Here is a 24,005-nt window from a genome sequence, read left to right on the forward strand (position 1 = left end):
TTATTTAAGAGGTATATAACTTTGGATAATAAAGAATTAAAAGGAAAAATGATAAATGCTACTAAATGGGCAACGTTAACTGAGATCGCTGCAAAAGTAGTTACTCCTATTACTAATATGATTTTAGCTAGAATCTTAGCTCCCGAGGCGTTCGGAGTTGTTGCGACCATCACAATGATTATTAGCTTTGCAGATATGTTTACAGATGCAGGGTTTCAAAAATACTTGGTTCAACGTGAGTTTAAGGATAAGGAAGAAAAGCTGAAAAATACGAACGTTGCTTTTTGGACAAACCTTGGAATTTCTTTGTTTCTTTGGGGAATAATCATTATATTTAGTGATTTAATTGCTACTTTAGTAGGAAATCCAGGTTTAGGAATCGTTGTTGCGATTTCTTGTATGGGATTACCTTTAACATCCTTTTCAAGTATTCAAATGGCATTATACAGACGAAGTTTTGATTTTCGGACTTTATTTACAGTAAGAGTAGGGACTGTATGTATCCCATTTTTTATTACGATCCCTTTAGCACTATTTGGTTTAGGTTATTGGTCGTTAATTATCGGTATGATTGCAGGACAATTATTTAGTGCAATTGTATTAACTGTAAAATCAGAATGGAAACCATCATTATTTTATAAATTCAAAATATTAAGACGAATGATGTCGTTTAGCATATGGTCGTTAATTGAGGGGATAATGATCTGGTTTACCATTTGGGTAGACGTTCTTATTATTAGTGGTGCCTTAAGTGTCTATTATTTAGGAATATATAAAACATCTATTATGATGGTCGATGCTTTATTCGGGCTTATTATTGCTTCAACTGCACCTGTTTTATTTTCTGCTTTGTCACGTTTACAACATGATAATGAGAAGTTTAATCTTTTCTTCTTTAAAATCCAAAGATACGTTTCCTTGATCGTATTTCCACTGGGCATTGGTGTATACCTATATAGTGATTTAGCGACCCAAATATTTCTAGGGAATGATTGGTATGAAGCTAGTGATGTCATTGGTTATTGGGCGTTGACTAGTGCAATTATGGTAGGTGTCGGGCGATACTGTAGTGAAGTGTATCGAGCTAAAGGTCGCCCTAAACTATCAATATTAGCTCAAGTATTACATTTAGTCGTCTTAATTCCTGTTTGTCTCATTAGCGTTAAGTATGGGTTTTGGGTGTTAGTCATTGCGCGTTCATGGGTTAGGTTGCAGGGTATCATTGTTAATTTATTTATAATGAAGTTTGCAATCGGGATTTCTATAATTAAAATGCTAAAAAATGTGCTCCCTTCAGCTTTATTTGCAACTTTGATGGGTTTATTAGGATATCTTTTACAACAAATGAAAGATGGCCTCATCTGGGATTTTACATCAATTTTATTATGTATGGTTTTTTATTTCTCGCTAAATATCCTTTTCCGAGATACACGGTTAGACCTAATCGGTTTAGTTCAACAAATGAAAAAGAAATCATAAAAAAAGAAGTTATTGTCTGGATGAATAATAGTACAGGTGGTGGGTAAATGAAGATTGGAGTTTTTTCCGATCCACAGGGACATGAGAAGGCTATTGTAGATGCTTGTATTGATAGAAATGTAGATTATGTCATTATTGATATTTTTGCACCTAATTGGATAGAGCAGTTTGAGGAGGCTGAGTGTGACGGTTATATTGTACGCCCTCCTACTAAAACAAGATTGTGGCGAAACGTGTTCCTTAATAGAATATGGTTAATCAAAGATAGACTAGAAGGTAAATGCGTTCCTGAGCTTGAGAGCATTTTATATTATGAATCTAAAATTATGATGACTGACTTCTATAAATTAAATGAGCTGCCACATGTCTCGTCAAACACCTTTTTTAATATAAAAGAAGCACTACATTTCGTTAAACAAACAGAGGCATTACCTAAGATCATTAAAAGTGATGGTGGAAATTCAGGTCTTGGTGTCAAAAAAATAAATTCTAAAGTTAAATTAATGCTTCAAATATACAAATCTTTTTTTACAAAAAATATATTTAGAGGCTACCATACAATAAGTGATCTACCAAAGTTTGTGAAAAGCTATTTAAAGCCTATAAAAATGTATAAAAATATGAATAGAGAGTATTTTCCATACACTGAAAGGGGGCAGGGGTACATCCATATTCAAGAACATGTGGATATGAAAACAGAGTGGAGGATCATTAAAATTGGCAAATCTTATTTTGGATTTAGGAAACCAAAAGGGAAAAATGGGCTGCGAAGTGGGTCTGGTTTTCTTGGTGACTGGGTCGATCCTCCAAAAGAATTGTTAAATTTGGCTAAAGCATGGTGTGAAAAATTAAAAATATCCTCAATGTCCTTTGATATCTTTGAAGATTTAGAAGGTAATTACTTGATTAATGAAATGCAAGTATTTTTCGGATCAATTTCTCCTAGTCAAATGTACATTGATGGTGTTCCAGGAAGATATAAGTGGATAAATGGTCACTGGGTTTTTGAGGAGGGAGAATTTTGTAGGTTTAATTGCAATTTGTTAAGGATAGAGATGTTAAATGAAATGATCTATAAGAAAGAACTAGCAGCTAGTATTAACTAGAAAAAAGGCTCGCCAATCGGCGAGCCTTTATCATTTTCCATAGAGTGATGAGGTTAAAGGCACAGCTCTTGAATATACTGGTCAATAACTACTGTGTTTATATCTAATTGTTCGTTACTATCATTGCTTAATGATATAACCTTTAATTTTTTCTCATCAATATTGATAACAGAAATATCATGCTTCAATTGGCTTAAAATTTCATTTGATATTTGTATATGATTTGGTAACGCTTCCAAAACGTCTCTTTCAATTCTACTATAGTTTGATTTTCTTTGGTGTAGTCTTTTAAGAACTTCTGTATGTTTGACGTGAAGGTCTATAATTAACAGCGGCTTTGAGTAAACCATCTCTATTAATTGTTTTAAATCGAGTGGTTTAATGAGATGATGGGCACTATACTCAATTGACCAAAGTGCTTGAAAAAAACCTTGATCTAAAATATGGATCCCTTTTTTAATAGAATTAGATTTGATAATGGCTATTACAAATAAAAGGTTTGTACCAGTTTTGATAAAGTCTTTAAAGCTTTTTTGATGTGTTTTAAGAATAATCTTAATAGCATACATGCATATATTTGGAGCTGTAATTAATATTCTTATAATATATAATAATTTTGTTATTTTTTTGAAAAACTCTTTCTTTGAATTTATTTTATAGGTTGGTTCATTCACATGAAAGCCTTTAACTGATAATGATTTAGCCAACATATGTGACAGTGTTGTTTTTCCTACACCTGGAATGCCGATAAATTCTATCATGATGTCGTTATGGTTATGAAAGTTTTTTTTACGTGACCCCATATCTTTGTTTTCACCCCTGAAAGAACTTCATTTAATGATCGATTTGCATCTATTTCTATAATTGTTGCTTTTCTTTAAATGTGCTAATGACTTCGACTCTCTTTTGAAACTCCTCAAACCTCATATCTTTATTCTCTGAAATGCGATATCTGCTGAGATATTTAATCTATCAATGAGATCAGGAGGCTTCATATGTGCCTCTTTTTCACTCTACTTTCTCACCTATCCAAATATTAAATAATTTAATTCTGTGCAAAAGAACCGAATCTTTTTAACTTTTTTCTCTATATATATATCGTTTATCTGTTCAATGCTTTAGTAGCTTTAGTGGATATCTAATGAGAGAGCTCGTTACCATCACCACTACCTAAATACATGTTATAAGTGTCTAGTTTGCTAGAAAAAAAAGAGGTTAATTCTGCGGTAATAGTAGATTTACTAGATCCATCACAGCCAATAAAGGAGATAATTAAACCACCAACAGGAAGTGTTATGCTACTAAGAGTATTTGTTACCCTTGAGGTTGCGCTAGTGACGGCGTCATAAGATGTACCAACGAGTCTATTGTTTTCCTGCTTTTTAATCCTGCTAATAACTCATGCGTAAGGAGAAGTGAAAAGTCGTTGTATATAACGTCAAGGAAGATATTGTCTACTACTAATGAATTGTGGATAGGTGTTAATTGCTATTATTCTCGATGTGTGAACAGTCCTATTATTTTCAAAGAATCATTGCTTCTAGTAAGTTTATGTATTAGCTGTGTCCTAATCAGATTCTTTATCCTATACCCATTGCTTTGAAGAGTATTTAATGTTTTCATGGTCGTGTATTTTGAAACACCCCTTTCTGCAGTATTTTACAATCTTAATGAGCAAAAGTTTTACCTTGATTAAACTCCCCAATTTTATCTACTAGATTACTTATAAAAAATGCTGACCTTTCATACTATGATAGAATTGTACAAGTTATTACTTTTGAATTAAAATGATAAATTTGGGGAGTTAATTTGAACTAGAGATTATATATTTGTAGTAATCAATTGACCGTTATTATCAACACTTATTTTGTACCTACTACCGTTAGGTGATTTAAGGATGTAAGCATCCTCCCCTAAATCATGTTCGCTCGGCATTGGAAATGAACTCATATCAAATGCACCCTCCACTACTTTTACACCTCCAATCCAAAAGGTCCCAGACCCTTCTCTTGATCTGATCCGTATTGAACCTGTTGGATTGCCATCGGTCGTAAATTGAAAAGCTAAAAACCTCATGTAAGGGCTAGGATAAATATCTTGATTTGCTATTCTGTTGTTATCTGGATCCTGAATATATACCCTAATTTCATTTTTTAAAAATATCCCTATTGTATAGGTAGTATTTGGTTTAAACGTAGCAGTGCTATTGATTCCCTGGTAGGTAGAAGTCATGGTAATTTCCTGGACATATTCTCCTATTGCTTCAGTATTCGAAGGTAATAGTTGTGCTTCACCGACTCCTTTATCGACATCAGGAATCCAATTTTCTGCGATGCCTGGATAACTTCCTTCCTCGTTGAAAAAACCATATCCATCAAGTACATCTTGATCAGGTTTGCGGTCTCTTAGAAAATAAACTTTAGATAAATCCTCAATGACCATAGGTACTGACTCAATTGCACCAACAACAATATCCTCACAGTCTTCGGTAATCCATACCCCAACGTTTCCGTATTTATCCCAACCATATGACCCTAATGCTCCACCTGCTTGTCTTCCAGTTAACCCACTAAGCTGTATGTTTCTTGAGCTTCTAATCATCAGCCCAATATCTATATTTTTCAGTGCATCTTGACCACTTATATGAACCCCATTCGTATCTTCAACTAAAATATGATAAACATTTCCAGCTGAAGGGTTACTATAATTACCTTTTCCTTCAAAATAATTTCCAGCAACATTTACCCCTGCACTGCCAACATAGATACCACAATACTCATTAGATTCAAGTGTACAACCATGGACAAAAGACTCTACAGCTGCTACTACACCACAGTTTCCATTAGAGAGTGCCCAACAGTTCAACACATTGGTAGTTTGAGATTCAGAGCCCGCATGAAATCCGTTTTGACCATTTTGATTTGACATACATGCAATGAAGATCCCCTTCCATGATTTTTCATGATAAAAACCATGTCTCCCACATTGATCAGCAATAATATTTTGAAGAAACCATTGATGTACGTCTACGATATGGATTCCGTCTCTTGGTGCATTTTGAACACGAAAATCAGACCACGTAAAGTTGTCAGTTCTTGATCCATTAGACAAATAAATTAAATCCTCATTACCAGTGTTTGATGTTTCCTTCCAAATTAATTTTGAATATTCTTTTCCATCGCCGATTATATTGATTGAGTCCTCAACTAGTAACGATTCATAGATGGAATAATTTCCAATAGGAATATATACAGTTTTAACATCACCACTGACAGCAGCGTCAAAAGCAGACTGTATTGCTCCAGTTGAATCGCTGTTTCCAGTAGGATCAGCTCCATAATCTAAAATGTTAACAACATTCATTTTTTATCTCATCCTTTTTTTGTTATTTATATATTCTGTGTAACACCTGCTTCAAATGATTGGACAAAATTACTATTTTTAATAAATATCAACGTCTATTCAGCTCAAAAAAAGTGGAATACAAGATTCATATAAACATAGGATGTAATAGTGTAGGTAGATTAATCAAAAAGGGAAGGAATTTATGAGAGTATTTCAATTAAAATTCGAATCAAAAATCAGATATTTTACAAAAAACAAGGATTATTTAGAGTTATTAAAGGGTTCTAGTATGACATTTATATTACGCCTTTTGTCATTTATTCTGTTATATGTATTGAACTTTATGATTGCAAAAGTTTATGGAGCTGAAGCATTAGGTATATATACTTTATCATTTACATTTATAACGATCTGTTTGACGCTCGTGTTACTTGGAACAGATACAGCAATCATAAGATTGATAACAGAATATCGTAGTCAGTATTCTTTGAAGCAAGCAAACATCATTTTTACTAAAGTTATGAGATTGTTATTACCACTCTCTGTTTTGTGTAGTGTTATATTTTTTATCTTAGCTGAGCCGATTGCTATCCTAGTATTTCAAGAACAATTGCTCATACAACCATTTAGAATAGTCTCCATCGTCTTACCCTTTATGGTTATGACAAGAATGTACTCAAAAGCATTTAGAGCGATCAAATCTATCACAAAATCTATATATTTTGAAATTATTGGAATTCGTTTTGGGAACCTAATAATACTAGTTTTTTTCCTGCTTTTATTGAATAAAAACATCATGCATATTATATATGCTCTTTCAATCGCTATTACGATCACCGCATTTATGAGTATGTTTTCTTGGCATAAGTACATTCAAAAAGATGTGGAAGACCAAAAACTGTTGCTTAATCAAATAGAAACGAAAAGTTTAAAGGAAATACTTCAAATTTCAATTCCTATGTATTTAACGTCGGCTATGACACTCATCTTAAACTGGACAGATGTTGTTATACTTGGTGTTTTTCAAAGTACTAGTACTGTAGGGGTTTATAGTATCGTTCTTAAACTATCACTGTTAATTAGCTTTTCACTGTCTTCCATTAACATGATTATTTTGCCTAAATTTTCTGAGCTGTATTGGGAAGGGCGAAAGCATGATTTAATAAAGATTTTCCGTTTTTCTTCTAGACTCATCTTTTGGACGTCTATTCCACTGTTATTTATCACTATTCTTTTCGCACCCGTTCTGTTGGGGATTTTTGGAGATGTCTATGTCGAAGGGGTAATCCCTCTTATCATTTTATGTATTGGCCAGTGTATTAATGCATGTGCTGGCAGTGTAATGAACCTGCTAAACATGACAGGGAATGAAAAATTAGCTAGGAATGCAATTGTCATTTCCGCAGCTACGAATGTATTGGGTAATTTAATATTAATACCAATATTTGGAATGTTAGGTGCAGCTGTTGCTACATCATTAAGTATCATTATTCGGGAAATTATGGCTTCCATTTATGCTTATAAAAAATTTAGATTTCGTACATGGTATATTCCATTCGTAAAATAAAATAATGATATCAGTCATTGAAAAGTGTTTAAAGTCAATCAGAAGCAAATTGATGATTTAATTAATTTTTAAGTATTAGACATATGAATTGTTATATAAATTTTTAATGGTATCTGTTCATTGAAAACAAAATACGAAGCTTTTGAAAAAGTTTGGGTCGAGGTCTTAGATTCAAAGACTATTAATCTTATAGAAGAGTTTTATGTGTAAGGTTGCTTAAATCGTTTTATCTAGTAGTCATGTTATTTTTAAGTATTGGTATAGTATGCGAACCAAATGGAAGGTAGAAAAGTACTACACACTCTAGTTATCTTGATAGATATTTAGTATTAAAAAGAGATAGTAGGAATATTTGTTAGTTATGAACATAAAATTTAATATCACCAATTATATGAAAAACAACAGTACTTTTGTAAAAACACTGTTCATAAAGCTTTTGTGATGGCTATTGCATTAGAACGAAAAAGGTATGTTTAAAGTAGTCTTTAAAGAGGACAAGGTGAATTCATTGTAAACGTATGATCATCATTTCTTCTATAAAACGACGACTGTTGAGTAAGACTATATCTTTATCTTCTACTTTAGGAACTTATAGGGACAAAGCTTACTACAAGAGAGCCTTAACAAAAGTGCATTTAGGTAATGTGATGGGTGGTAGATTGTATGATAGTTTACTAGTTTAAGTAATTAACAAAAGTGATAGAAGAACAAAAGTAAGTAAATATATCATTGGAGGAAGAGATGGAAGCAGAAATCGATTTTAAACAAATACTTTATATCGTTATTAAAAAAATATGGATTGTAATCATCATGATGATAGTAGCTATTGTTATTAGTGGATTAATCAGTTTTTATGTTCTAACTCCTACCTACAAATCATCTGCACAAATACTAGTTTCACCGACTAATTCTCAAGTACAGCCATTCAGTTCTAATGACATACGACTCAGCTTAGAGTTAATAAATACTTATAGCGAAATTATAAAAAGTCCGTTTATTTTAGAACAAGTAGTGGAGGAACTAGAGTTAAGCTATTCTCCTTCAAGTTTAAATAAGCTAATTACAATACAAACGGAAAGTCAATCACAAGTCTTTTCGATTGAAGTGATTGATGAAGATAAGGAATTGGCCGCACAAATTACAAATACTATTGTACAAGTTTTCAAAGAAAATATTTATGAGCTAATGAATGTAAACAATGTGACAATCTTAGCTGAAGCTAAGGCTTCGAGCAACCCTATTAAACCAAACCCAAACCTAATCATTGCTCTTTCTGTTGTAGCTTCTATTTTAGTTTCGTTAGTACTCATTTTTTTAATAGAGTTTTTCGACAATTCCGTGAAATCAGAACAAGATATTGATGATTTAAACATGAATATACTAGGTTCTGTGAATAAAATAAAAAAGATAAAAGTCAAAAAAGATTCGACAAACATAGAAGTTCAACTAGAGAGGGGAGTGAGTAACCTTGAGAACTGAAAAAGGCAAAGCTAAAAGTAGATTACGAGGTAGGATCGCTTATTTGAAGCCAAAAACAATAGTATCGGAACAGTATCGATCCCTACGGACAAACATCCAATTTAGTATGAATGCTCATGCCAAGCAATCAATTGTTGTTACTTCTTCGATTCCTAATGAAGGCAAGTCTACTACGATTACTAACTTATCAATCTCATTTGCACAACAAGGAAAACGCATATTAATTGTTGATGCTGATCTTCGAAAACCAACTTTACACAATATATTTAGAATATCTCAAGAAAATGGACTAACAAATTTTTTAGCAGGGTTTTATTCTTCGATTGATGATGTCATTTCTAATACTGAAATAGATCATTTATCCATCGTTCCGTGTGGCCCAATCCCAAATAACCCTGCTGAACTACTTAGTTCAAAACGTATGAATGACTTTTTGGAAGAAGCGCTCCAGAAATTTGATCTGGTTTTGTTAGACACTCCTCCTGTTTTAGCAGTAACCGATGCACAAATTGTTTCCAATTTATGTGGTGGTGTTCTGCTTGTGGTAAAAAGCGGAAAAACAGATATAAAACAGGTGAAAAAAGCTAAAGAATTACTGGAGCAAACGAATGCGAATATTTTAGGAGCAGTACTAAATAAAAAGGTAGCAGGTAAAAATAAATATTTTAATTATATTAGATAGGGTTTTCTCGTAAACTTTGTTGCTTTTTTAACTAGTTAGCAACAAGGCATGATCAAATCTCTGTTATTTAAAGTAGAAGTGCGAGCGTGAAGTGTGTATGTGTGATTATCTGATTATCAAAAAAAATCATTCAAAGGATTAGACAAGAGAAAAGGCACAAGTTTTTAACTGTGCCATTAGCGTACATTAATGTTCCAATTGATTTAACTCTTGCATACACTCTTGGACAAGGGTGACTGCCTGACTCATTGAAGCTCCGCCTCCAAATGCTGTAGTCACTCCACAAGCTTCTAGTATTTCTTGTTCAGTGCATCCTTGATCCAAACACCCTTTTATATGGTAAATAATACAATATTCATCTTGAGCATATAAACTAATACCTAATGCAATCAATTGCTTTTCCTTCTGTGATAAGCTACCTTCCTTAAAGCATTCTTCAGTAAAAGAATGATACTTTTTAGCTAGCTCGGGCATCTTTTCAGTAAATAAACCGAGTCCAGCCTTATAATGATGAAGAGATGCTTCCGTTGAATTTCTAGCTTCAAACTCCATTTTCATCAACTCCATTTCTAATTTGCAAAGGTCAACAGTTATTATAAGCTAATTGAGAAGTAATTAAACGAAAGAAGATGACAATTTTCTTTTTACTTTCGGTTGGTTTAAAATAGAATATCTAATATGAAAAGCGGCCATTTTTGAACACTAATAGCCTATAGCCCATCAATTATTAGTTAAACTTTTTTAATCCTGCATGCTATTTTAAACTTTATAAGAATAGCTAGGATCGTTTAACTGATTACTAATGTTTCTTTTCGTAAACGCTGTGTTATTTTTTACTATGATGAATTTTGTGAGAACTTAAAAATGTCTTGAACGCTAGATGTATACGGGCTTTATATCTAAGAACGATTAATGCGGAAACAGCCAATATTAATCAACATTAGTTGATGGCTAAAAACCTTAGCGAGTAATTTTGTATTTAAGGTGTCATTGTAGTTCCATTTAGGTTTCTTATGATGTGTGAGGTATGAAAGGTAGGAGAGAGGATTGAAAAGGATTCTAGTAACTGGAGCTGCTGGCTTTATAGGAGCACATGTATCAAGACGGTTATTACAGGATGGCTATGATGTTGTTGGGGTTGATAATTTAAACGATTACTACAATGTCTCGTTGAAAAAAGATAGATTAAAATTGTTGGAACATAAAAACTTTTTATTTAAGAAATGTAGCATTACTGACGAACATGCGATCATGAATGTGTTTCGTGAATATCAGCCAACTGTAGTCATACATCTAGCTGCTCAACCAGGTGTGCGTTATAGCTTAGAAAACCCTCATGCCTATATTAACTCTAACATAGTTGGATTCGTTAATATGCTAGAAGCTTGCCGCCGTCATAGTATAGAACAGCTTATTTATGCCTCCTCAAGCTCAGTGTATGGTGCAAATACGAAGCAACCATTTTCTGTGCATGATAATGTCGATCATCCTGTAAGTTTATATGCAGCAACGAAAAAAGCTAATGAGCTAATGGCTCATACGTATAGTCATCTTTACAATCTTCCGACTACAGGTTTACGCTTCTTCACAGTATACGGTCCGTGGGGGCGTCCTGATATGGCACCATTTTTATTTACTGAGGCAATTATAAATGGTGAACCAATTGATGTTTATAATAAAGGGGACATGAAGCGAGATTTTACATATATTGATGATATTGTTGAAAGTATAAGTAGATTATTACAAAAAAAACCTGAGCCAAATGAACATTGGTCTGGAAACAATCCTGATCCTGGAACGAGCTATGTACCGTACAGAGTATTTAATATTGGCAGTAATAACCCGATCAAATTGACTGACTTTATTCAAGCTATTGAGGAAAAGTTAGGTATGACTGCAAAAAAGAATTTTTTGCCCCTTCAAGCAGGCGATGTTGTAGAAACATATGCGGATGTTGAGGATTTAATAAATGAGATCAAGTTTAAGCCTCAAACATCACTGAATGAAGGAGTAAGTAAGTTTATTGATTGGTATTTAAAATATAATGAAGCTTAATCCATGTGGACATCAGGTGAAGGAAATACTCCACCTGAATGCTCTTTTCTTGTAACTTTTGCTGTTATCGCTTTGTCTGTTGACTTTCGTTCTAACATATAAGTACATACACATCTAGTTCTTGAGGCACCTTTTCTACTTTTATAATGATTGAGCTCATATAAAACACATAGTACTGTCCATTTTTAGTGAAAATAGAACATAGTATACGAAGAGCCTACACTTTAAAACGTCCAACCATAGCCTGTAATTCAGCTGCGGTATTTGCAAGAACGACCGTCGCATGAGAGATGTCTTCCATCGTTGCGCTTTGTTCTTCTGTTAGTGCAGCAACGTTTTGGGTATTTGCTGAAGATTGCTCCGCTATGTTAACAATTTCCTCCGAAGCTACCACAATATTGTTAGCGCTTGCATTTACATGCTCAACGGTTGTTGATACCTCTGTCGATTGTGTAGCTATTTCTTCAATCATCTTCGCGATCTCATTGAATGCTTGTCCAGTTTGGTTAATTAATGAAAGGCCGTTCGTAACATCTGTCTTTCCTTCAATCATAGATTGCACTGCTTTATCTGCTTCGAATTGAATTTCTTCAATAAGCTTTCGAATGTCTTCTGTCGCACTACCAGATTGTTCAGCTAACTTTCTAACCTCATCTGCTACAACAGCAAATCCTTTCCCATGCTCACCAGCCCTTGCTGCTTCTATGGCTGCATTTAATGCTAATAAATTTGTTTGTTCAGCTATTTCGGTTATGAGTGTAACAATCTTGCCAATCGCTTTTGATTTTTCGCCGAATTTGTTAACAATCTCTGAAGCGAAAGCTGCTTGCTGCTGAATTTGAGTCATTTGTGCTGCCGTTTTTGTGACCGCTTCAGTTCCTAAGTTTGCTTGTTTGTTTGTCGTTTCTGTTAACCTCGCTACAGACTGGATAGATGAAGCAACTTGGTTAATGCCTGATGAAATATCTGACATAAATTGTGATGTAGAGGCTGTTTTTGAGAGTTGATTGTCTGTTCCAGACGCGACGCCTTGAAGAGCGAGAGCGATTTGCTCAGTTGCTCTGTTGTTCATTTCGGTGCTTGAAGACAGTTCCTGTGAACGTTCTGATACTTGAATCGATACATCATAGACTTTTGTAATAAGCTGGTGCCATTCGTCACTCATTTCGTTTATTGATATCGCAATTGGCTTTAAGCTTCCGGTTCTGTTTTCATCTAGACGAGATGTTAAGTCACCTTCTGCAAGTCGATTCGTATGTTTAATGATCATGGTCATTGGACGGAAAAACTTTTGGTAATTTAAAAAGCTAATAAGTGAACCGATGATTGCACCTCCAATGATAACACCAATCACATTAGTAACAAATGAGGTTCGTTCTAAACCAATTATGGTACTTAATGATATACCTAATATAGAACTACCGATTGCAGCAAATAAAATTGTCCGAATTAAGTATCTTGTAAGTGAAACAGGACTTGACATATGCTGTTCTCCTCTCAAAATATTTATATTTTTACATATTATACTAATATCTTCTTATTTTGTCATGAACTGATTGAGCTAACTAATAGATAAAGAAGGAGAGAGTCGTATGCGCGTTGATATTCTTTGCATGAAAAACACCCATTTATTAATAGCAAGAAGGGCGTTTTCTATATAAGTATAAGGCTTCTTTTATCAATTTTCGCAGGAATAGGTCGTTTCATCGAAAGAGGTGAACACAAATAAGCTAATATTCGTAGCATCTTTTCTACCTAAACAATTAATGAGCACTCATAAAACTCGTCAAATTGTCCATTTTTAATAAAAATAGCAACAAAGTATACGAAAAGAGCCTTTATCAAATCTTGATTTGCATTGTGTGAATGAGATCTTCAAAGCCAAACTCGTCATAAAGATTTTTGGCGGGATTTTTAGCAAAAACATTTAGCTGAACGTATTTATAACCATGTTGCTTACATTTATTTAAGCCAGCTTTTAATAATTTATTTCCGATCCCTTTTTTGCGATGTTCTTCAAGCACATATAAGTCTGCAATATAGCCGATATACGTATTTTTAATAGAATCTATCGTTCCTGTAACAAGAACCCAGCCTAATAGTTTGTGGTCCTCCTTCGCAACTAAATAATAGCCATTACTTAGGGCCATTTTGATGCCATTCACTGCATGCTGTTCATGCCCTTTAGCGTAGCCCATCGTGCTTTCAACAGCTACCTTCTTAGCATGCCGAAATATTGTTTGCATATCACCATTTGACGCTTTCACTATTTTCATTTTGACTCTCCTCGCACCTTAAGTTATTTACTGTATATTCACCGTAAATTTGAAAGTGCATGTCACGGTACTAAAAACGCCAGAAATCATGCTAGTATAAAATAGTATTTTTTGTGAATGTACTGGTTATTATTTGAATTTAATAGAGTAATAGTATATAAAGATAAAAAGGGTTAAGGGATATTGTGGTTATCACTACTAAAATGTCAGCAAGATAAGATAGGGTTTAGTTTATGAAGCTGTTATCCTTCCATTGAAGAATGGGTGGCAGGAATACTAGCTGTATACGTATTCTAACCTTCATTCGAAAGTAACAATTACCCTTAATGAATGAGGGCAGTTAGTGAAGCTTTCTTGCGATTGTCATCGCAATTAACATTGGATAGCTCGAAAGCTAATTGTATTCCACTATATTTTTTAGCAAGGGGTATTTTCATAAACTTTGTTGCCATAGTTCCTATTTTCGTAAACTTTGTTACTAGTTATCAAATTAGTACCATAAAAAGTGATTTTATATGTTAGCCATTGGTAAAGAAGAAAAGATGCCACGAATGTTAGATATATACGTACTTATACCTTAGAACGAAAAGCAATAATCAATGCGTAAACAGCCATTAATAATAAAGTTGTCAGTTTTACTAAACAGTCACCGTTTTAAAGAAGCAGGTGTCTTCCCTTCTAGTTGTTGAATACACTAGAAAGAAAAGGCTTCACATTGGCTTGAAATCCGTAGCGATCTGTTCTGTTAACTGTAATTAATGCTAAATAATGAATTGAAAATAAGACTTATGGAAGGTGTATCATGTTAAAAACAGAAGGAATAAAACCGATCATTTCTACACAACAATTTCTCGACATTTTAAAGTATGCACACCAACAAGGCAATGGCTCTGAAACGATAACGGCGAAAGAATTAGTAAGTAAATTATCAGCAAAAATAGCAGGAGAAGGAGTAAAATAAGCTAACTGAAACAAATTGTTAAACTGTCAAGAACACACTGACGGTGTCATATGATCTAGTGAAATGAGTATAATGAAAAAAAGATATAATTTTTAAATATTTTGGCTATAAATAGTAGTTGAATAACTGTTAAAAAAGGATGGAACAGGTCAGGGTGAGGTAGTTCAATGAGCTTTGGTAAGGGCAACTGCAAATAGCAAAGGTGGAGGGTGGAAAATAGGGTCAGCGCTTCCTTTGTCAGTTGTTTCCCACACTTGATACCAACCTTTTTAAGGATATGCATATAGAAGGGGATTATAAATGAAACAAAAAGCTGTACTTATACTCATTTGGTTGTCTGTAATTAGTTGTGCGGCCGTCATTTTTTACTTTTCATCACAACCATATTCACAGCAAGACTTAAGACCACAACTAGCAAAATATATCGACAAGCAATGGATTATCGATTATTTCTCACATATACAATTTACTTATAGTGGATCGGAAATCAGTGTGGCAAGTAAGGGACCTTATTCATTTCTTGAGTTTTTCATCCGAAAAGGTGCTCACTTCTTTATTTATTTTTTATTAGGCTTTTTAACATTTAATGCTCTAGCGATGATTTTCCGAAATAAATGGAAATGCATGATCTATGCGATGTCATTTATTATTATTTATGCTGCTAGCGATGAAATTCATCAAATGTTTACGGGCAGTCGTTCTCCGCTTATAGCCGATGTCCTTTTAGATAGCTTTGGTGGTTTAGTGGGAATCCTAACAGCTGCAATAATTTTCAGAAGATCTGTGAAAATAACTGGATTCTATGTCTTCAAGAAATAATGATCGTTCAGCTCCTAGTTTTTTAGATGATGTACATATGGAAAGTAGCAAACGATTCATCACTTGAATGAATCGTTTTAATGATGCCATTAATTGAAAAAGTCATATAAACATAGTACTGATATGTTTATGTGGTGATATTAATTGTCTTTGCCTTATACTTTTTTCGTTACTTGATTGCTTAAACGAGATGATATGTGATTCATACAATTTTACATCACAAAAGATGCTAAGAATTTTAGTTGTGATCGTGAGTATTTCTAAAGTAAGGTAGGAGATAGGGATATGTGCGAACATTCGATAATTTGTCTACGTGTTACTATGATTTAAAGCCTAGAGCTGAAGGTTGTTTTACTATGCACCACATGTTTGCTAAATAGATATTTTATCTACCTGAATGTGCTGTGAATTACATCTACCTAGCGTTTTTCCTTCCTATCATGCTTTACTTCTTTAGTTTCTTCTCCACTAATTGTAACAGTTGCTGCCACTGCTCAGCTTTCCCCTCGTGTTTTGGGTTTACTGTAGTTTTCTTTCGTCCTCTCGTTCGTTTAGGCTTTTCCAAATCTTCCTACCTCCTTGATCGATGTTTTAGTTCGCTATGAGATGGGTCCCCCATACCTAAGTAGGGGGGAGGTATTTATAAGGAGCAGCTAATTGGCAAACTGGTTGCCTCTATATCTACAACAGCTCATTAGGTGAAGCCTACTCTAGAGTTTAATATGAACTTTATAGCTGGTTAACAAATATAAGATGAAACGTATTCAGATCACCAACTTACAGCAGCAAGTTTTGCAGCTCCTCTGTAGATAGTTCTGTAATCCATGCTTCAGTTTGAATAATTTGATCGTTTAGCGCTTGCTTTTGCTCAAGCATTTGATCAATTTTTTCTTCAAGCGTACCAGTCGAGATAAATTTATGGACGTGCACGAAACGTTTTTGCCCAATTCGGTGTGCTCGATCAGTTGCCTGATTTTCTACTGCAGGATTCCACCAACGGTCAAAATGAATGACGTGATTAGCAGCGGTTAAGTTTAAGCCGGTTCCACCAGCTTTTAATGATAAAATCATGATGTTTACTTCTTTATTTTGAAAGCGTGCGATCATTTGATCACGCTTTGTTTTAGCTAAGCTACCATTCAGGAATAATATTTCTTCACCGAGCTCATCTTCTAACAATTTTTTGATCATATTACCCATACCAATATATTGTGTGAAAATGAGACAGCTTTCATCACTTTCACGAATATTGTCGATAAGCTCTCGTAGCTTACCAAGCTTTGTAGATCGATTCAGTACATCAAGCGGTTGCTCTTCTTTTAAATAGAGAGCAGGGTGATTACATAGCTGCTTCAATTTACTGAGCATCGTTAGAATTAAGCCTTTGCGTTTGATCCCTGTTTCTTGCTCAATCTTTGTAAGCGTGTCTTGAACAAGTTGTTCATATAATGATGCTTGCTCCACAGTAAGCGGGCAATATTCCTTTTGCTCCTGTTTATCAGGTAAATTCAATGCTACTTCTTGATCGGTTTTTGTGCGACGTAATAAGAAGGGCCGAATTAATTTTTGTAGCTTATTAATGTGTTGCTCAGATCGGTCCTTTTCAATCGGGTTCACATAGTCTTTATGGAACTTACCTAAGCTTCCTAAATAACCTGGGTTACTAAAATCAAATATTGACCATAATTCCGAAAGTCGATTTTCCATCGGTGTACCCGTTAACGCAATATGGTGTTCACCTACTAATTGGCGTATCGCTTTAGACTGTTTCGTGTCCGCATTTTTAATATTTTGTGCTTCATCGATGCAAATCGTTCCCCACTGTATCCTTGAAAGATCTTCAAAATCAAGGTGTGACAGTCCATATGAAGTGATTACTACATCGGCATTGTGAACAGTAGACTCAAACATATCACCTTTTGCACGGTAAGAACCATAATGCAAATGAATACGTAACGAAGGTGCAAACTTTTCAAGTTCTTTTTGCCAGTTTCCTAAAACGGAAGTTGGACAAATTAATAGAGATGGCTTATGTTTTTTTTCTTCCTCTTTAACCTTTAACAAATAAGCAATCATTTGAATCGTTTTGCCAAGGCCCATATCATCAGCTAAACATGCACCGAAACCAAATTTACGTAAAAATAACAGCCAGTCAACACCTTGTTGCTGATAAGGACGCAGCTCACCACAAAATGTAGCTGGGATTGTTGCTGAAGGAATCTCTTGAACTTCATTAAGCTGCTTTAACATGTTTTTTAAATGGCGATTCAATTCAATTTGGATCTTTGCAAATGGTCTGTCATCCGCAGTTGATTGACCATCTGTTAACTCATCTCGTAATAGCTCTTGTTCAAGAATGTCTCGAAAATGCAAGCCTTCTTTGTTTGCTTTCTCAAGAACGCTTTGTACTCTTCTAATAAATTCTGGGTCAAGCTTCACCCATTTTCCCCGTATGTTGACAAGGCGTCGTTTCTGGTCGACGAGTGTCAAAAATTCGTCTTCCGATAAATCGATACCATTTGTCGAAAATCGCCAATCGAAATCTATTAGCTGTGTTAAGCCGACAAAAGATTTTCTACCGTTGGATGATGTCGATTTAACCTTCGCTTTCATAGAGAGGTTCGTATCCTTTAATGCTTGCCACCATGATGGTAGCAAAATTTCAACACCTGCTGAGAGCAATGTTTCACTTGCCTCGGTTAAAAATTCCCATGCGTGCTGTTCTGTTAACTTTGCCAGTATACCTCTTTCTGTTTGTAGCCAAGGAATAAGTTTTCCCCACAATGTTTGTTCTCTTTCAATGCGATCAATATATGGCTTCCATTTGGTTGGCAGTTGATCTTCATTCAAAATCATTAGCTCGTCTTTATTGTCCTTTGAGCGTAAAAACGTTTCTAACAGCCAAATTCCATCATCCTGTTCAGGTTCATCAAGTCGCAATCCAACAGTAAAGGGCGTTGTATCTAGTTTCCAACCGATCTTTTCTAACCAATCATCTTCACTAAAGACGATCGTCTGAGGGTGAATTTGATCATGCTTCGGGTCAATCTCACTAGACTGGAGGCGTTGATGTTCATCATGTGCGTTGAGGCTAATGAGTGGGAAAGTTTGTTCAATGTCATTCCATACATTTTTTAGTTCATCATCGGATTGAAGCCAATTTGCTAAAGCACTAGAGAACCATGCTATTGCAATACTTTCGTGCTCTTCATTATGATTAACAGCTTCCTTGATCTCTGAAAGCCAAAAGTCAGTTAATTTCCACCTGAATCGTTGGTGAAGTTTCCAACTATGATAGTCTGGTAAAAAGTCTGTACTCGTAAGGGCTTCTTTTAGCAGAGGTGCAATTTTCCTATATAGCTGGCTTTCCTCACTCCAGTCAACATGTATAAATGAGTTATGAACATCTTTAGCAAAAAAGTCGAGTGCTTCCCAAGGAGAAAGAATGACTCCCTTCACACCTTTTACGGTTTGCATTTTAAGAAATGATCCATAAAAAGAGGCTTCATGCCAGAGAAATAGCTTCTCATAATCGTTCTCCTCAACGACGGAACGATCGTATATAAAAAACTGATCTTCAACTATTAACGTGTCGATATGCAACGCTAATGTACTATTCATGAAGCAACTTTCCTTTCCTTAACTCTTCCTGAAAGGCACGCAGTCTTTTATGGGACGTGGCGAGCTTGTTTATATATATATTCCAATCATTTTCTCGCTTTAGCTTACGATAATGTGCGCGCAGCTTTTTTAAAAATTTAATAGCTTGCTTATAGCTTTGACGATTTTTTAGCTTCACCATTTTCATGATGGAATAGTGATAGTAGGGGAGTAGCACTTCGCGATCCTTTTCCTCAATTTCCTTTAGCGTATATCTGTCATGCTCATCAACAGCGAAACCTACTAAAATTTGTAGATCAACCCATTTTTTATATTGTTCATGTGTATACAAATAATCATCAAATTCATAATAGCTATAAGGTAACAGCTTTTCCATCGCTTCGACATATACATCGTCTTTATTAGACTCTGAACTGTAATCAGCAAGTAAATGTAATATTTTTCTTGTCATCGTTCGACTTTGGTCATAGGAGTGGGAAGACGATATATACTCATCTAGCTTCGTTAACATATCGTAAACCCAGGGATCCATTCTTGCCCATGCTTTTTTGTCGGCTAACTGTATGAGCCATGTAAAGCTGTACGGTAAGGCAGTAGGGTCATCAAGCTGTGAATATAAGCTAATGGCATCCTCATCGTTTTTATCTAAAAATGCCATATGTGCAAGGGCTATCACATATAAATCAGCTTTCTTATCCTCATTTTCTTGCTCGTCTAGTCGTGTTTGTAGCCATGCTCTTTCTAAGTCAACCCATTGTTTTTTTTGCAATAGCTTAGACCAAATGACGCGATAAACAGTCATTCGATCATATTTAAATTGATTTATTGGAATAAAGAGCGTATGAAGCCTTTCAATACTCTCTTGTAATAAAGAATCAAAAATAAATGGTAATGTAACGTTACCAAGTAGTTCAGCTTGTTCTATGATGTCATCTACGAGGTGGTGTATATATGGAGTAACATAGTTATCCATGCCATAACTTGACATGCTTATGTGAGTTAAATGTTCGTTCATCTTTGCCATGGTTGTTAAGCCGGCATGCATGGTAAATAAGCGCTTTAATTCTAGTTGAGTCGGTGCTTCGCCTTTTAAGTTAGCGTAATAGCGATGATAAAGGCTAGCAAAAAAATAATTGTCGTCATGTGAACGCTGCTGTAAAAAAGAAGTATATTCTTTTTCAAAAAAATCCATCCAACTAGCGATAGATTTTTCTTCATATTTCGCAATGACCTTCTTGGTACCTAGCTTACTTAAAGCTATATTTTCGACAATCTTTGTTCTACTTCTCTTCCATTCCTCTAAGAAGTTACCTACGCGATCGACTGCAGCATAAACCGAAAAAAAGACAGCAAGCTGGTGTCTACAAAAATGTTCTGCTGTACAAGTGCATTCACTGAATTGAATAAAATCCAAATCAAGGCTGACATCAAATGGTGTGACATCTTGCACTCGCGCTCTGACTACGTCTTCTTCAACGTTGACGTTATATACGTTTCCTTGGCGATAAAGAAGAAGACCTTTATTCGCTAATATTCTGTCCTTCTCGTTGTCTGGGGCAAGTAATTCTTTAATTTTTTCTGCGCAATTGACAACTTGCTCCTTAGAAAGCACATCTTGAAGCATACAAACCCTCCATTATGACAAATTCACACCGAAAAATACCATATCTTATCATTGTAAACCACCTCATACAGCACTGTCGACCCACTTTTGGTAAAACAAAGGAATAACCTCTAGCACTTAACGGAATGGGAAACTGTCGAAATAGTCTCATGGGTATAGAAGTTAACAACAAAATTCAATATTGAAGAACCTTTCAACAATCCGTGCATGAACTTTGTTTGCGATTGCTATTAAATTGTATCAACTAGGGGTGTGTTATACGATTGTAATTGTTTTTAGAAGAAAAGTGATGATGCACCTCATTATTTTATAGGTACATATATTTATGTGTTAGCAACAACAGTTTTATTGAACGCTTTAAAGCAATGTCTACTTAACAAAGAAATCCACTCATTGCCGATGGTTATTCCATTGATAATGAGTGGGTTTATCTTTCATAAGCTTCAATTGGTAGGAGAGGCTGTTTGTGTTAAATCTGCTAAGGGAAGCTGAACTCATTCCCAATCCAATGAACTAACACGCTTAAGCGATCCAGCGTAATGACTCAGGTACCTTTCTTACAAGGACTTATGGTGTGTATTCACTATTCAATTATGCTACCATTCTTGCTTTGCTAAAAATGGAAGATCTCTATTACATGCCCTATTTTATATCAATAATTTGAAATTGTTCCTCTTGATCAACAATTTCTTCAGCTTGTTCACTTTCAGTATTTTGTTCAGGATTTTCTTCAGGATTTGATTCTTCAATCTGTTCATCATCACTCGATTCTTCTTCAGAGGATTCATCTGTCGTATTATTCGTATGTGAGCTCGTTGTTTCAGTATCACTGCTCTCGGCTTTATCATCCTGAGGTTTTTCTTGCAAAATAATTGGCCAAATGACTAGATTAATTAACACTAAAAAACAAACAAAAAAGCTTATTAAGGATTTTTTTAACATATTCACATCTCCAAAAATATAGTTGGTAATAAAGAAGGTTGTCGTTTATAAAGGTTTGTTATAGTGTTTATATCCCTCCAACACCATTCTTCTTATAAGACGAGACATATTTTCAAACGAAGTGGCTCCTTACACAGTATAGGAGCCACATTTTCAGAATAGGGTACGGTGAAAGCTTATCTCACTTCATGTTTTATGTTTTCAAGCACCTTGCCATTTTGGTCGAGCGCTTTAAAATTCAGCTTATCTCCTGGCATAATATCTACTATTCCAAGATTAAATGTATTATTACCAACGTATTGCATCGTTATGTTATCCATAAGTACTGATTGTACATTTGAGCTTGTTGTCACTGTTACATCTGCAAACATATCATATTTTTCAACTTGAATAGTCATTTTTGCTTGTTCCTGACTATCAGCTGTACTTGTATCTTGCACATCATTTTTAACTGCTATAGGCGAGCCGCCCGTAGCAACTTGATCTGATAAAGAAAATGGCATGATTACGCTTTTCTTGAGTGGATCCATATTGACTGACCGAACAGACTTATCAATGTATAACCAATATTTTGTATCGGTTTTGTATTGCTCAAGTGGAGTAATCGTAATTGTTTTTCCATTTGAGCTAACTTGTAAATCAGTTTTCAAACGCTTATTTTGGTTATCAATAATATATACTCTATCATACGCAACACTTTTAGTTCTTACCTGTTCATTAAATGATATCTCCCACCGCTTGAGAGGGTCACTTATATTGCTTTCTTCCCATAACTCTGGGTCAGAAGCTTGGAGCGGATCATTTGGAAAAGAAATAGCTAATGCTAAGATGACGAACAACGTAACGAAAAAAACGACAATTTTATTATTCATTATTTATCAACCTGTACCCTTATATCATTCATATTATGTTCATTCAAATAAGTATTAAATAGCTTAGGATCTGCCATGAGCTCAGCTAACGAGTTACTTTCGCCAGCTGTTTTATATTTATAATCTTCTATTACATTTGTAATAAGTTGATCTTCAGAAACTACTTTGACAAATTTCTTATCTTTAATCTCAAGATTTTTATCAAGAACAGTCACTTTTACATCAAAATTTACAGGTAGATTACCGAAACCAATATTATATTCTTGTCTATTACTACTATACTCATATCTTTTGGCGTACTTTGTCGCAATCCTCGTATTCTCTTCGTAGATTTCAACTTTTACTTTTTCAACATCTTTACTATTTACGAAAATATCGATACTCGTTAAAGTATCAGTTACATCAGTAGTAACTTGATCTTTAAAAGCACCTTGTTTTTTATGGTTTACAGCAATTTTATCAACATATCTCTCGGGAGCTGTGACTATTAATTGACGTGGTGAATAGTTTGCAAAAAGCTTCGAAATTTCTCCGCTTTCAACAGCCATAACTTCATAAAAAGTCATATAATTCGTTTTAAAGTCGTGTGTGATTTTACGAGAATATAAGCCATTCGATAATTCAATAGAGTATGATTCAATCTCAAGCTTATAATCTTTATTAAAAAGTAGCTTATTTTCAGGAATGACTGTTAATACTTCATCAGAGACCTTAACTTGCTTAATCTTTTCCTCTTTATAATTATTGTTTGAGAGCTTTCTAAGTAATTTAATTTTATTTATATCGTATTCTAATATATCTTCGTTGAATTCAAAATAAATATCAGTACCTAATGGAACATGTTGGTCATTATCCTCTGGCTTAGATTCAACTAAATTTGGGTATGTAACCGCTGAAGCTGAATTCGTTATAAATGGTAAAACTAATAATATTGAGATAATAAAAATCATATACTTTTTAAACATGTGAAAACTCCCTCCAGTAAAGGCTTAGTATACCTATCATATATAAATGAATAAATGTTATATAAATAAAAATTCTTCTTTTTATATATCGTACACCAATTTCAATTATTTAGGATTTTAGCGAATAAATACAGTATTGTTACAATTTCATTATCAATTTTTATCAAACTATCATCATTTGACATTTTTCGATATAATATAGATTAACTAAC

Annotated in this window: 19 protein-coding genes; 9 read left to right on the plus strand and 10 right to left on the minus strand. The window is 34.4% G+C overall.

The genetic code is table 11. The features are described from left to right. The first annotated feature begins 21 nt into the window (after positions 1 to 21). Together V1503_RS11505 and V1503_RS11510 are read left to right on the plus strand one after the other, a co-directional pair. Positions 22 to 1,479: a lipopolysaccharide biosynthesis protein gene (locus V1503_RS11505; protein WP_410627014.1), complete on the plus strand. Its 1,458-nt coding sequence runs from the start codon at positions 22 to 24 to the stop codon at positions 1,477 to 1,479. A 47-nt stretch (positions 1,480 to 1,526) separates the two neighbouring features. Beyond that, positions 1,527 to 2,585: a hypothetical protein gene (locus V1503_RS11510; RefSeq protein ID WP_410627016.1), complete on the plus strand. Its 1,059-nt coding sequence runs from the start codon at positions 1,527 to 1,529 to the stop codon at positions 2,583 to 2,585. 53 nt (positions 2,586 to 2,638) lie between these two features. Here the strand turns inward: V1503_RS11510 and V1503_RS11515 are convergent, their stop codons facing one another. Next, positions 2,639 to 3,388 carry a nucleoside/nucleotide kinase family protein gene (locus V1503_RS11515; protein WP_410627018.1) on the minus strand — a complete coding sequence of 250 codons (750 nt, stop codon included), beginning with the start codon at positions 3,386 to 3,388 and terminating at the stop codon, positions 2,639 to 2,641. Positions 3,389 to 3,781: 393 nt separating this feature from the next. Between V1503_RS11515 and V1503_RS11520 the strand changes: the two genes are divergently transcribed. Then, the gene (locus tag V1503_RS11520; protein ID WP_410627020.1) at positions 3,782 to 3,934 is read left to right on the plus strand and encodes a hypothetical protein; all 153 of its coding nucleotides are present in this window, start codon (positions 3,782 to 3,784) and stop codon (positions 3,932 to 3,934) included. A 472-nt stretch (positions 3,935 to 4,406) separates the two neighbouring features. On the opposite strand, the gene V1503_RS11525 is transcribed toward V1503_RS11520, so the two are convergent. Next, positions 4,407 to 5,948, minus strand: a complete 1,542-nt coding sequence (locus tag V1503_RS11525; protein WP_410627022.1) for a right-handed parallel beta-helix repeat-containing protein — start codon at positions 5,946 to 5,948, stop codon at positions 4,407 to 4,409. A gap of 184 nt (positions 5,949 to 6,132) precedes the next feature. Here V1503_RS11525 and V1503_RS11530 point away from each other — a divergent pair, with 184 nt between their 5' ends. The 3 genes from V1503_RS11530 to V1503_RS11540 all read left to right on the plus strand — a co-directional run bounded on the left by V1503_RS11530 (position 6,133) and on the right by V1503_RS11540 (position 9,658). Further along, complete coding sequence (locus tag V1503_RS11530) at positions 6,133 to 7,497, plus strand: flippase (protein WP_410627024.1); 1,365 nt, start codon at positions 6,133 to 6,135, stop codon at positions 7,495 to 7,497. A 741-nt stretch (positions 7,498 to 8,238) separates the two neighbouring features. Then, positions 8,239 to 8,976 (plus strand): YveK family protein, encoded by a 738-nt coding sequence (locus V1503_RS11535; RefSeq protein WP_410627026.1) that lies wholly within the window; start codon positions 8,239 to 8,241, stop codon positions 8,974 to 8,976. Further along, positions 8,966 to 9,658: a CpsD/CapB family tyrosine-protein kinase gene (locus tag V1503_RS11540; RefSeq protein WP_410627028.1), complete on the plus strand. Its 693-nt coding sequence runs from the start codon at positions 8,966 to 8,968 to the stop codon at positions 9,656 to 9,658. The genes V1503_RS11535 and V1503_RS11540 overlap by 11 nt, the downstream gene beginning before the upstream one ends. 186 nt (positions 9,659 to 9,844) lie before the next feature. Here the strand turns inward: V1503_RS11540 and V1503_RS11545 are convergent, their stop codons facing one another. Next, on the minus strand, positions 9,845 to 10,210 hold the full coding sequence (locus V1503_RS11545; protein WP_214480816.1) for a carboxymuconolactone decarboxylase family protein: 366 nt from the start codon (positions 10,208 to 10,210) through the stop codon (positions 9,845 to 9,847). A 495-nt stretch (positions 10,211 to 10,705) separates the two neighbouring features. Between V1503_RS11545 and V1503_RS11550 the strand changes: the two genes are divergently transcribed. Then, entirely contained in the window at positions 10,706 to 11,713 is a 1,008-nt protein-coding gene (locus V1503_RS11550) for an NAD-dependent epimerase (protein ID WP_410627031.1), read from the plus strand. Positions 11,714 to 11,930: 217 nt separating this feature from the next. Here the strand turns inward: V1503_RS11550 and V1503_RS11555 are convergent, their stop codons facing one another. Both V1503_RS11555 and V1503_RS11560 read right to left on the minus strand, forming a co-directional pair. Beyond that, a complete protein-coding gene (locus V1503_RS11555; protein WP_214480814.1) occupies positions 11,931 to 13,196 on the minus strand; it encodes a methyl-accepting chemotaxis protein in 1,266 nt (421 codons plus the stop codon). Positions 13,197 to 13,554: 358 nt separating this feature from the next. Continuing rightward, positions 13,555 to 13,989: a GNAT family N-acetyltransferase gene (locus V1503_RS11560; RefSeq protein ID WP_410627034.1), complete on the minus strand. Its 435-nt coding sequence runs from the start codon at positions 13,987 to 13,989 to the stop codon at positions 13,555 to 13,557. Positions 13,990 to 14,791: 802 nt separating this feature from the next. On the opposite strand from V1503_RS11560, the gene V1503_RS11565 reads away from it, so the two are divergent. Both V1503_RS11565 and V1503_RS11570 read left to right on the plus strand, forming a co-directional pair. After that, on the plus strand, positions 14,792 to 14,950 hold the full coding sequence (locus V1503_RS11565; RefSeq protein WP_214480812.1) for a YwzD family small protein: 159 nt from the start codon (positions 14,792 to 14,794) through the stop codon (positions 14,948 to 14,950). Between the two features lie 300 nt (positions 14,951 to 15,250). Continuing rightward, positions 15,251 to 15,769 carry a VanZ family protein gene (locus V1503_RS11570; RefSeq protein WP_410627037.1) on the plus strand — a complete coding sequence of 173 codons (519 nt, stop codon included), beginning with the start codon at positions 15,251 to 15,253 and terminating at the stop codon, positions 15,767 to 15,769. A 777-nt stretch (positions 15,770 to 16,546) separates the two neighbouring features. Here the strand turns inward: V1503_RS11570 and V1503_RS11575 are convergent. The 5 genes from V1503_RS11575 to V1503_RS11595 all read right to left on the minus strand — a co-directional run bounded on the left by V1503_RS11575 (position 16,547) and on the right by V1503_RS11595 (position 23,793). Then, complete coding sequence (locus V1503_RS11575; protein WP_410627039.1) at positions 16,547 to 19,390, minus strand: DEAD/DEAH box helicase; 2,844 nt, start codon at positions 19,388 to 19,390, stop codon at positions 16,547 to 16,549. Further along, positions 19,383 to 21,014, minus strand: a complete 1,632-nt coding sequence (locus V1503_RS11580) for an SWIM zinc finger family protein (protein WP_410627041.1) — start codon at positions 21,012 to 21,014, stop codon at positions 19,383 to 19,385. The genes V1503_RS11575 and V1503_RS11580 overlap by 8 nt, the downstream gene beginning before the upstream one ends. A gap of 642 nt (positions 21,015 to 21,656) precedes the next feature. Then, the gene (locus tag V1503_RS11585) at positions 21,657 to 21,956 is read right to left on the minus strand and encodes a hypothetical protein (protein WP_410627043.1); all 300 of its coding nucleotides are present in this window, start codon (positions 21,954 to 21,956) and stop codon (positions 21,657 to 21,659) included. Positions 21,957 to 22,132: 176 nt separating this feature from the next. Then, positions 22,133 to 22,828: an Ig-like domain-containing domain gene (locus V1503_RS11590; protein ID WP_410627045.1), complete on the minus strand. Its 696-nt coding sequence runs from the start codon at positions 22,826 to 22,828 to the stop codon at positions 22,133 to 22,135. Next, positions 22,828 to 23,793, minus strand: a complete 966-nt coding sequence (locus tag V1503_RS11595; RefSeq protein WP_410627047.1) for an Ig-like domain-containing domain — start codon at positions 23,791 to 23,793, stop codon at positions 22,828 to 22,830. The genes V1503_RS11590 and V1503_RS11595 overlap by 1 nt, the downstream gene beginning before the upstream one ends. Between the last annotated feature and the right edge of the window lie 212 nt (positions 23,794 to 24,005).

It is taken from the genome of Nanhaiella sioensis (genome assembly GCF_046557775.1).
Classification (GTDB): Bacteria; Bacillota; Bacilli; order Bacillales; family SM2101; genus Nanhaiella; species Nanhaiella sioensis.

Bases quoted from the DNA above. Each gene is read 5' to 3' on its own strand.
- V1503_RS11585 (WP_410627043.1), bottom strand. From the start codon at position 21,956: ATGTTAAAAAAATCCTTAATAAGCTTTTTTGTTTGTTTTTTAGTGTTA.
- V1503_RS11555 (WP_214480814.1), bottom strand. From the start codon at position 13,196: ATGTCAAGTCCTGTTTCACTTACAAGATACTTAATTCGGACAATTTTA.
- V1503_RS11565 (WP_214480812.1), top strand. From the start codon at position 14,792: ATGTTAAAAACAGAAGGAATAAAACCGATCATTTCTACACAACAATTT.
- V1503_RS11525 (WP_410627022.1), bottom strand. From the start codon at position 5,948: ATGAATGTTGTTAACATTTTAGATTATGGAGCTGATCCTACTGGAAAC.
- V1503_RS11535 (WP_410627026.1), top strand. From the start codon at position 8,239: ATGGAAGCAGAAATCGATTTTAAACAAATACTTTATATCGTTATTAAA.
- V1503_RS11545 (WP_214480816.1), bottom strand. From the start codon at position 10,210: ATGGAGTTTGAAGCTAGAAATTCAACGGAAGCATCTCTTCATCATTAT.
- V1503_RS11590 (WP_410627045.1), bottom strand. From the start codon at position 22,828: ATGAATAATAAAATTGTCGTTTTTTTCGTTACGTTGTTCGTCATCTTA.
- V1503_RS11510 (WP_410627016.1), top strand. From the start codon at position 1,527: ATGAAGATTGGAGTTTTTTCCGATCCACAGGGACATGAGAAGGCTATT.
- V1503_RS11530 (WP_410627024.1), top strand. From the start codon at position 6,133: ATGAGAGTATTTCAATTAAAATTCGAATCAAAAATCAGATATTTTACA.
- V1503_RS11580 (WP_410627041.1), bottom strand. From the start codon at position 21,014: ATGCTTCAAGATGTGCTTTCTAAGGAGCAAGTTGTCAATTGCGCAGAA.
- V1503_RS11560 (WP_410627034.1), bottom strand. From the start codon at position 13,989: ATGAAAATAGTGAAAGCGTCAAATGGTGATATGCAAACAATATTTCGG.
- V1503_RS11575 (WP_410627039.1), bottom strand. From the start codon at position 19,390: ATGAATAGTACATTAGCGTTGCATATCGACACGTTAATAGTTGAAGAT.
- V1503_RS11570 (WP_410627037.1), top strand. From the start codon at position 15,251: ATGAAACAAAAAGCTGTACTTATACTCATTTGGTTGTCTGTAATTAGT.
- V1503_RS11595 (WP_410627047.1), bottom strand. From the start codon at position 23,793: ATGTTTAAAAAGTATATGATTTTTATTATCTCAATATTATTAGTTTTA.
- V1503_RS11515 (WP_410627018.1), bottom strand. From the start codon at position 3,388: ATGGGGTCACGTAAAAAAAACTTTCATAACCATAACGACATCATGATA.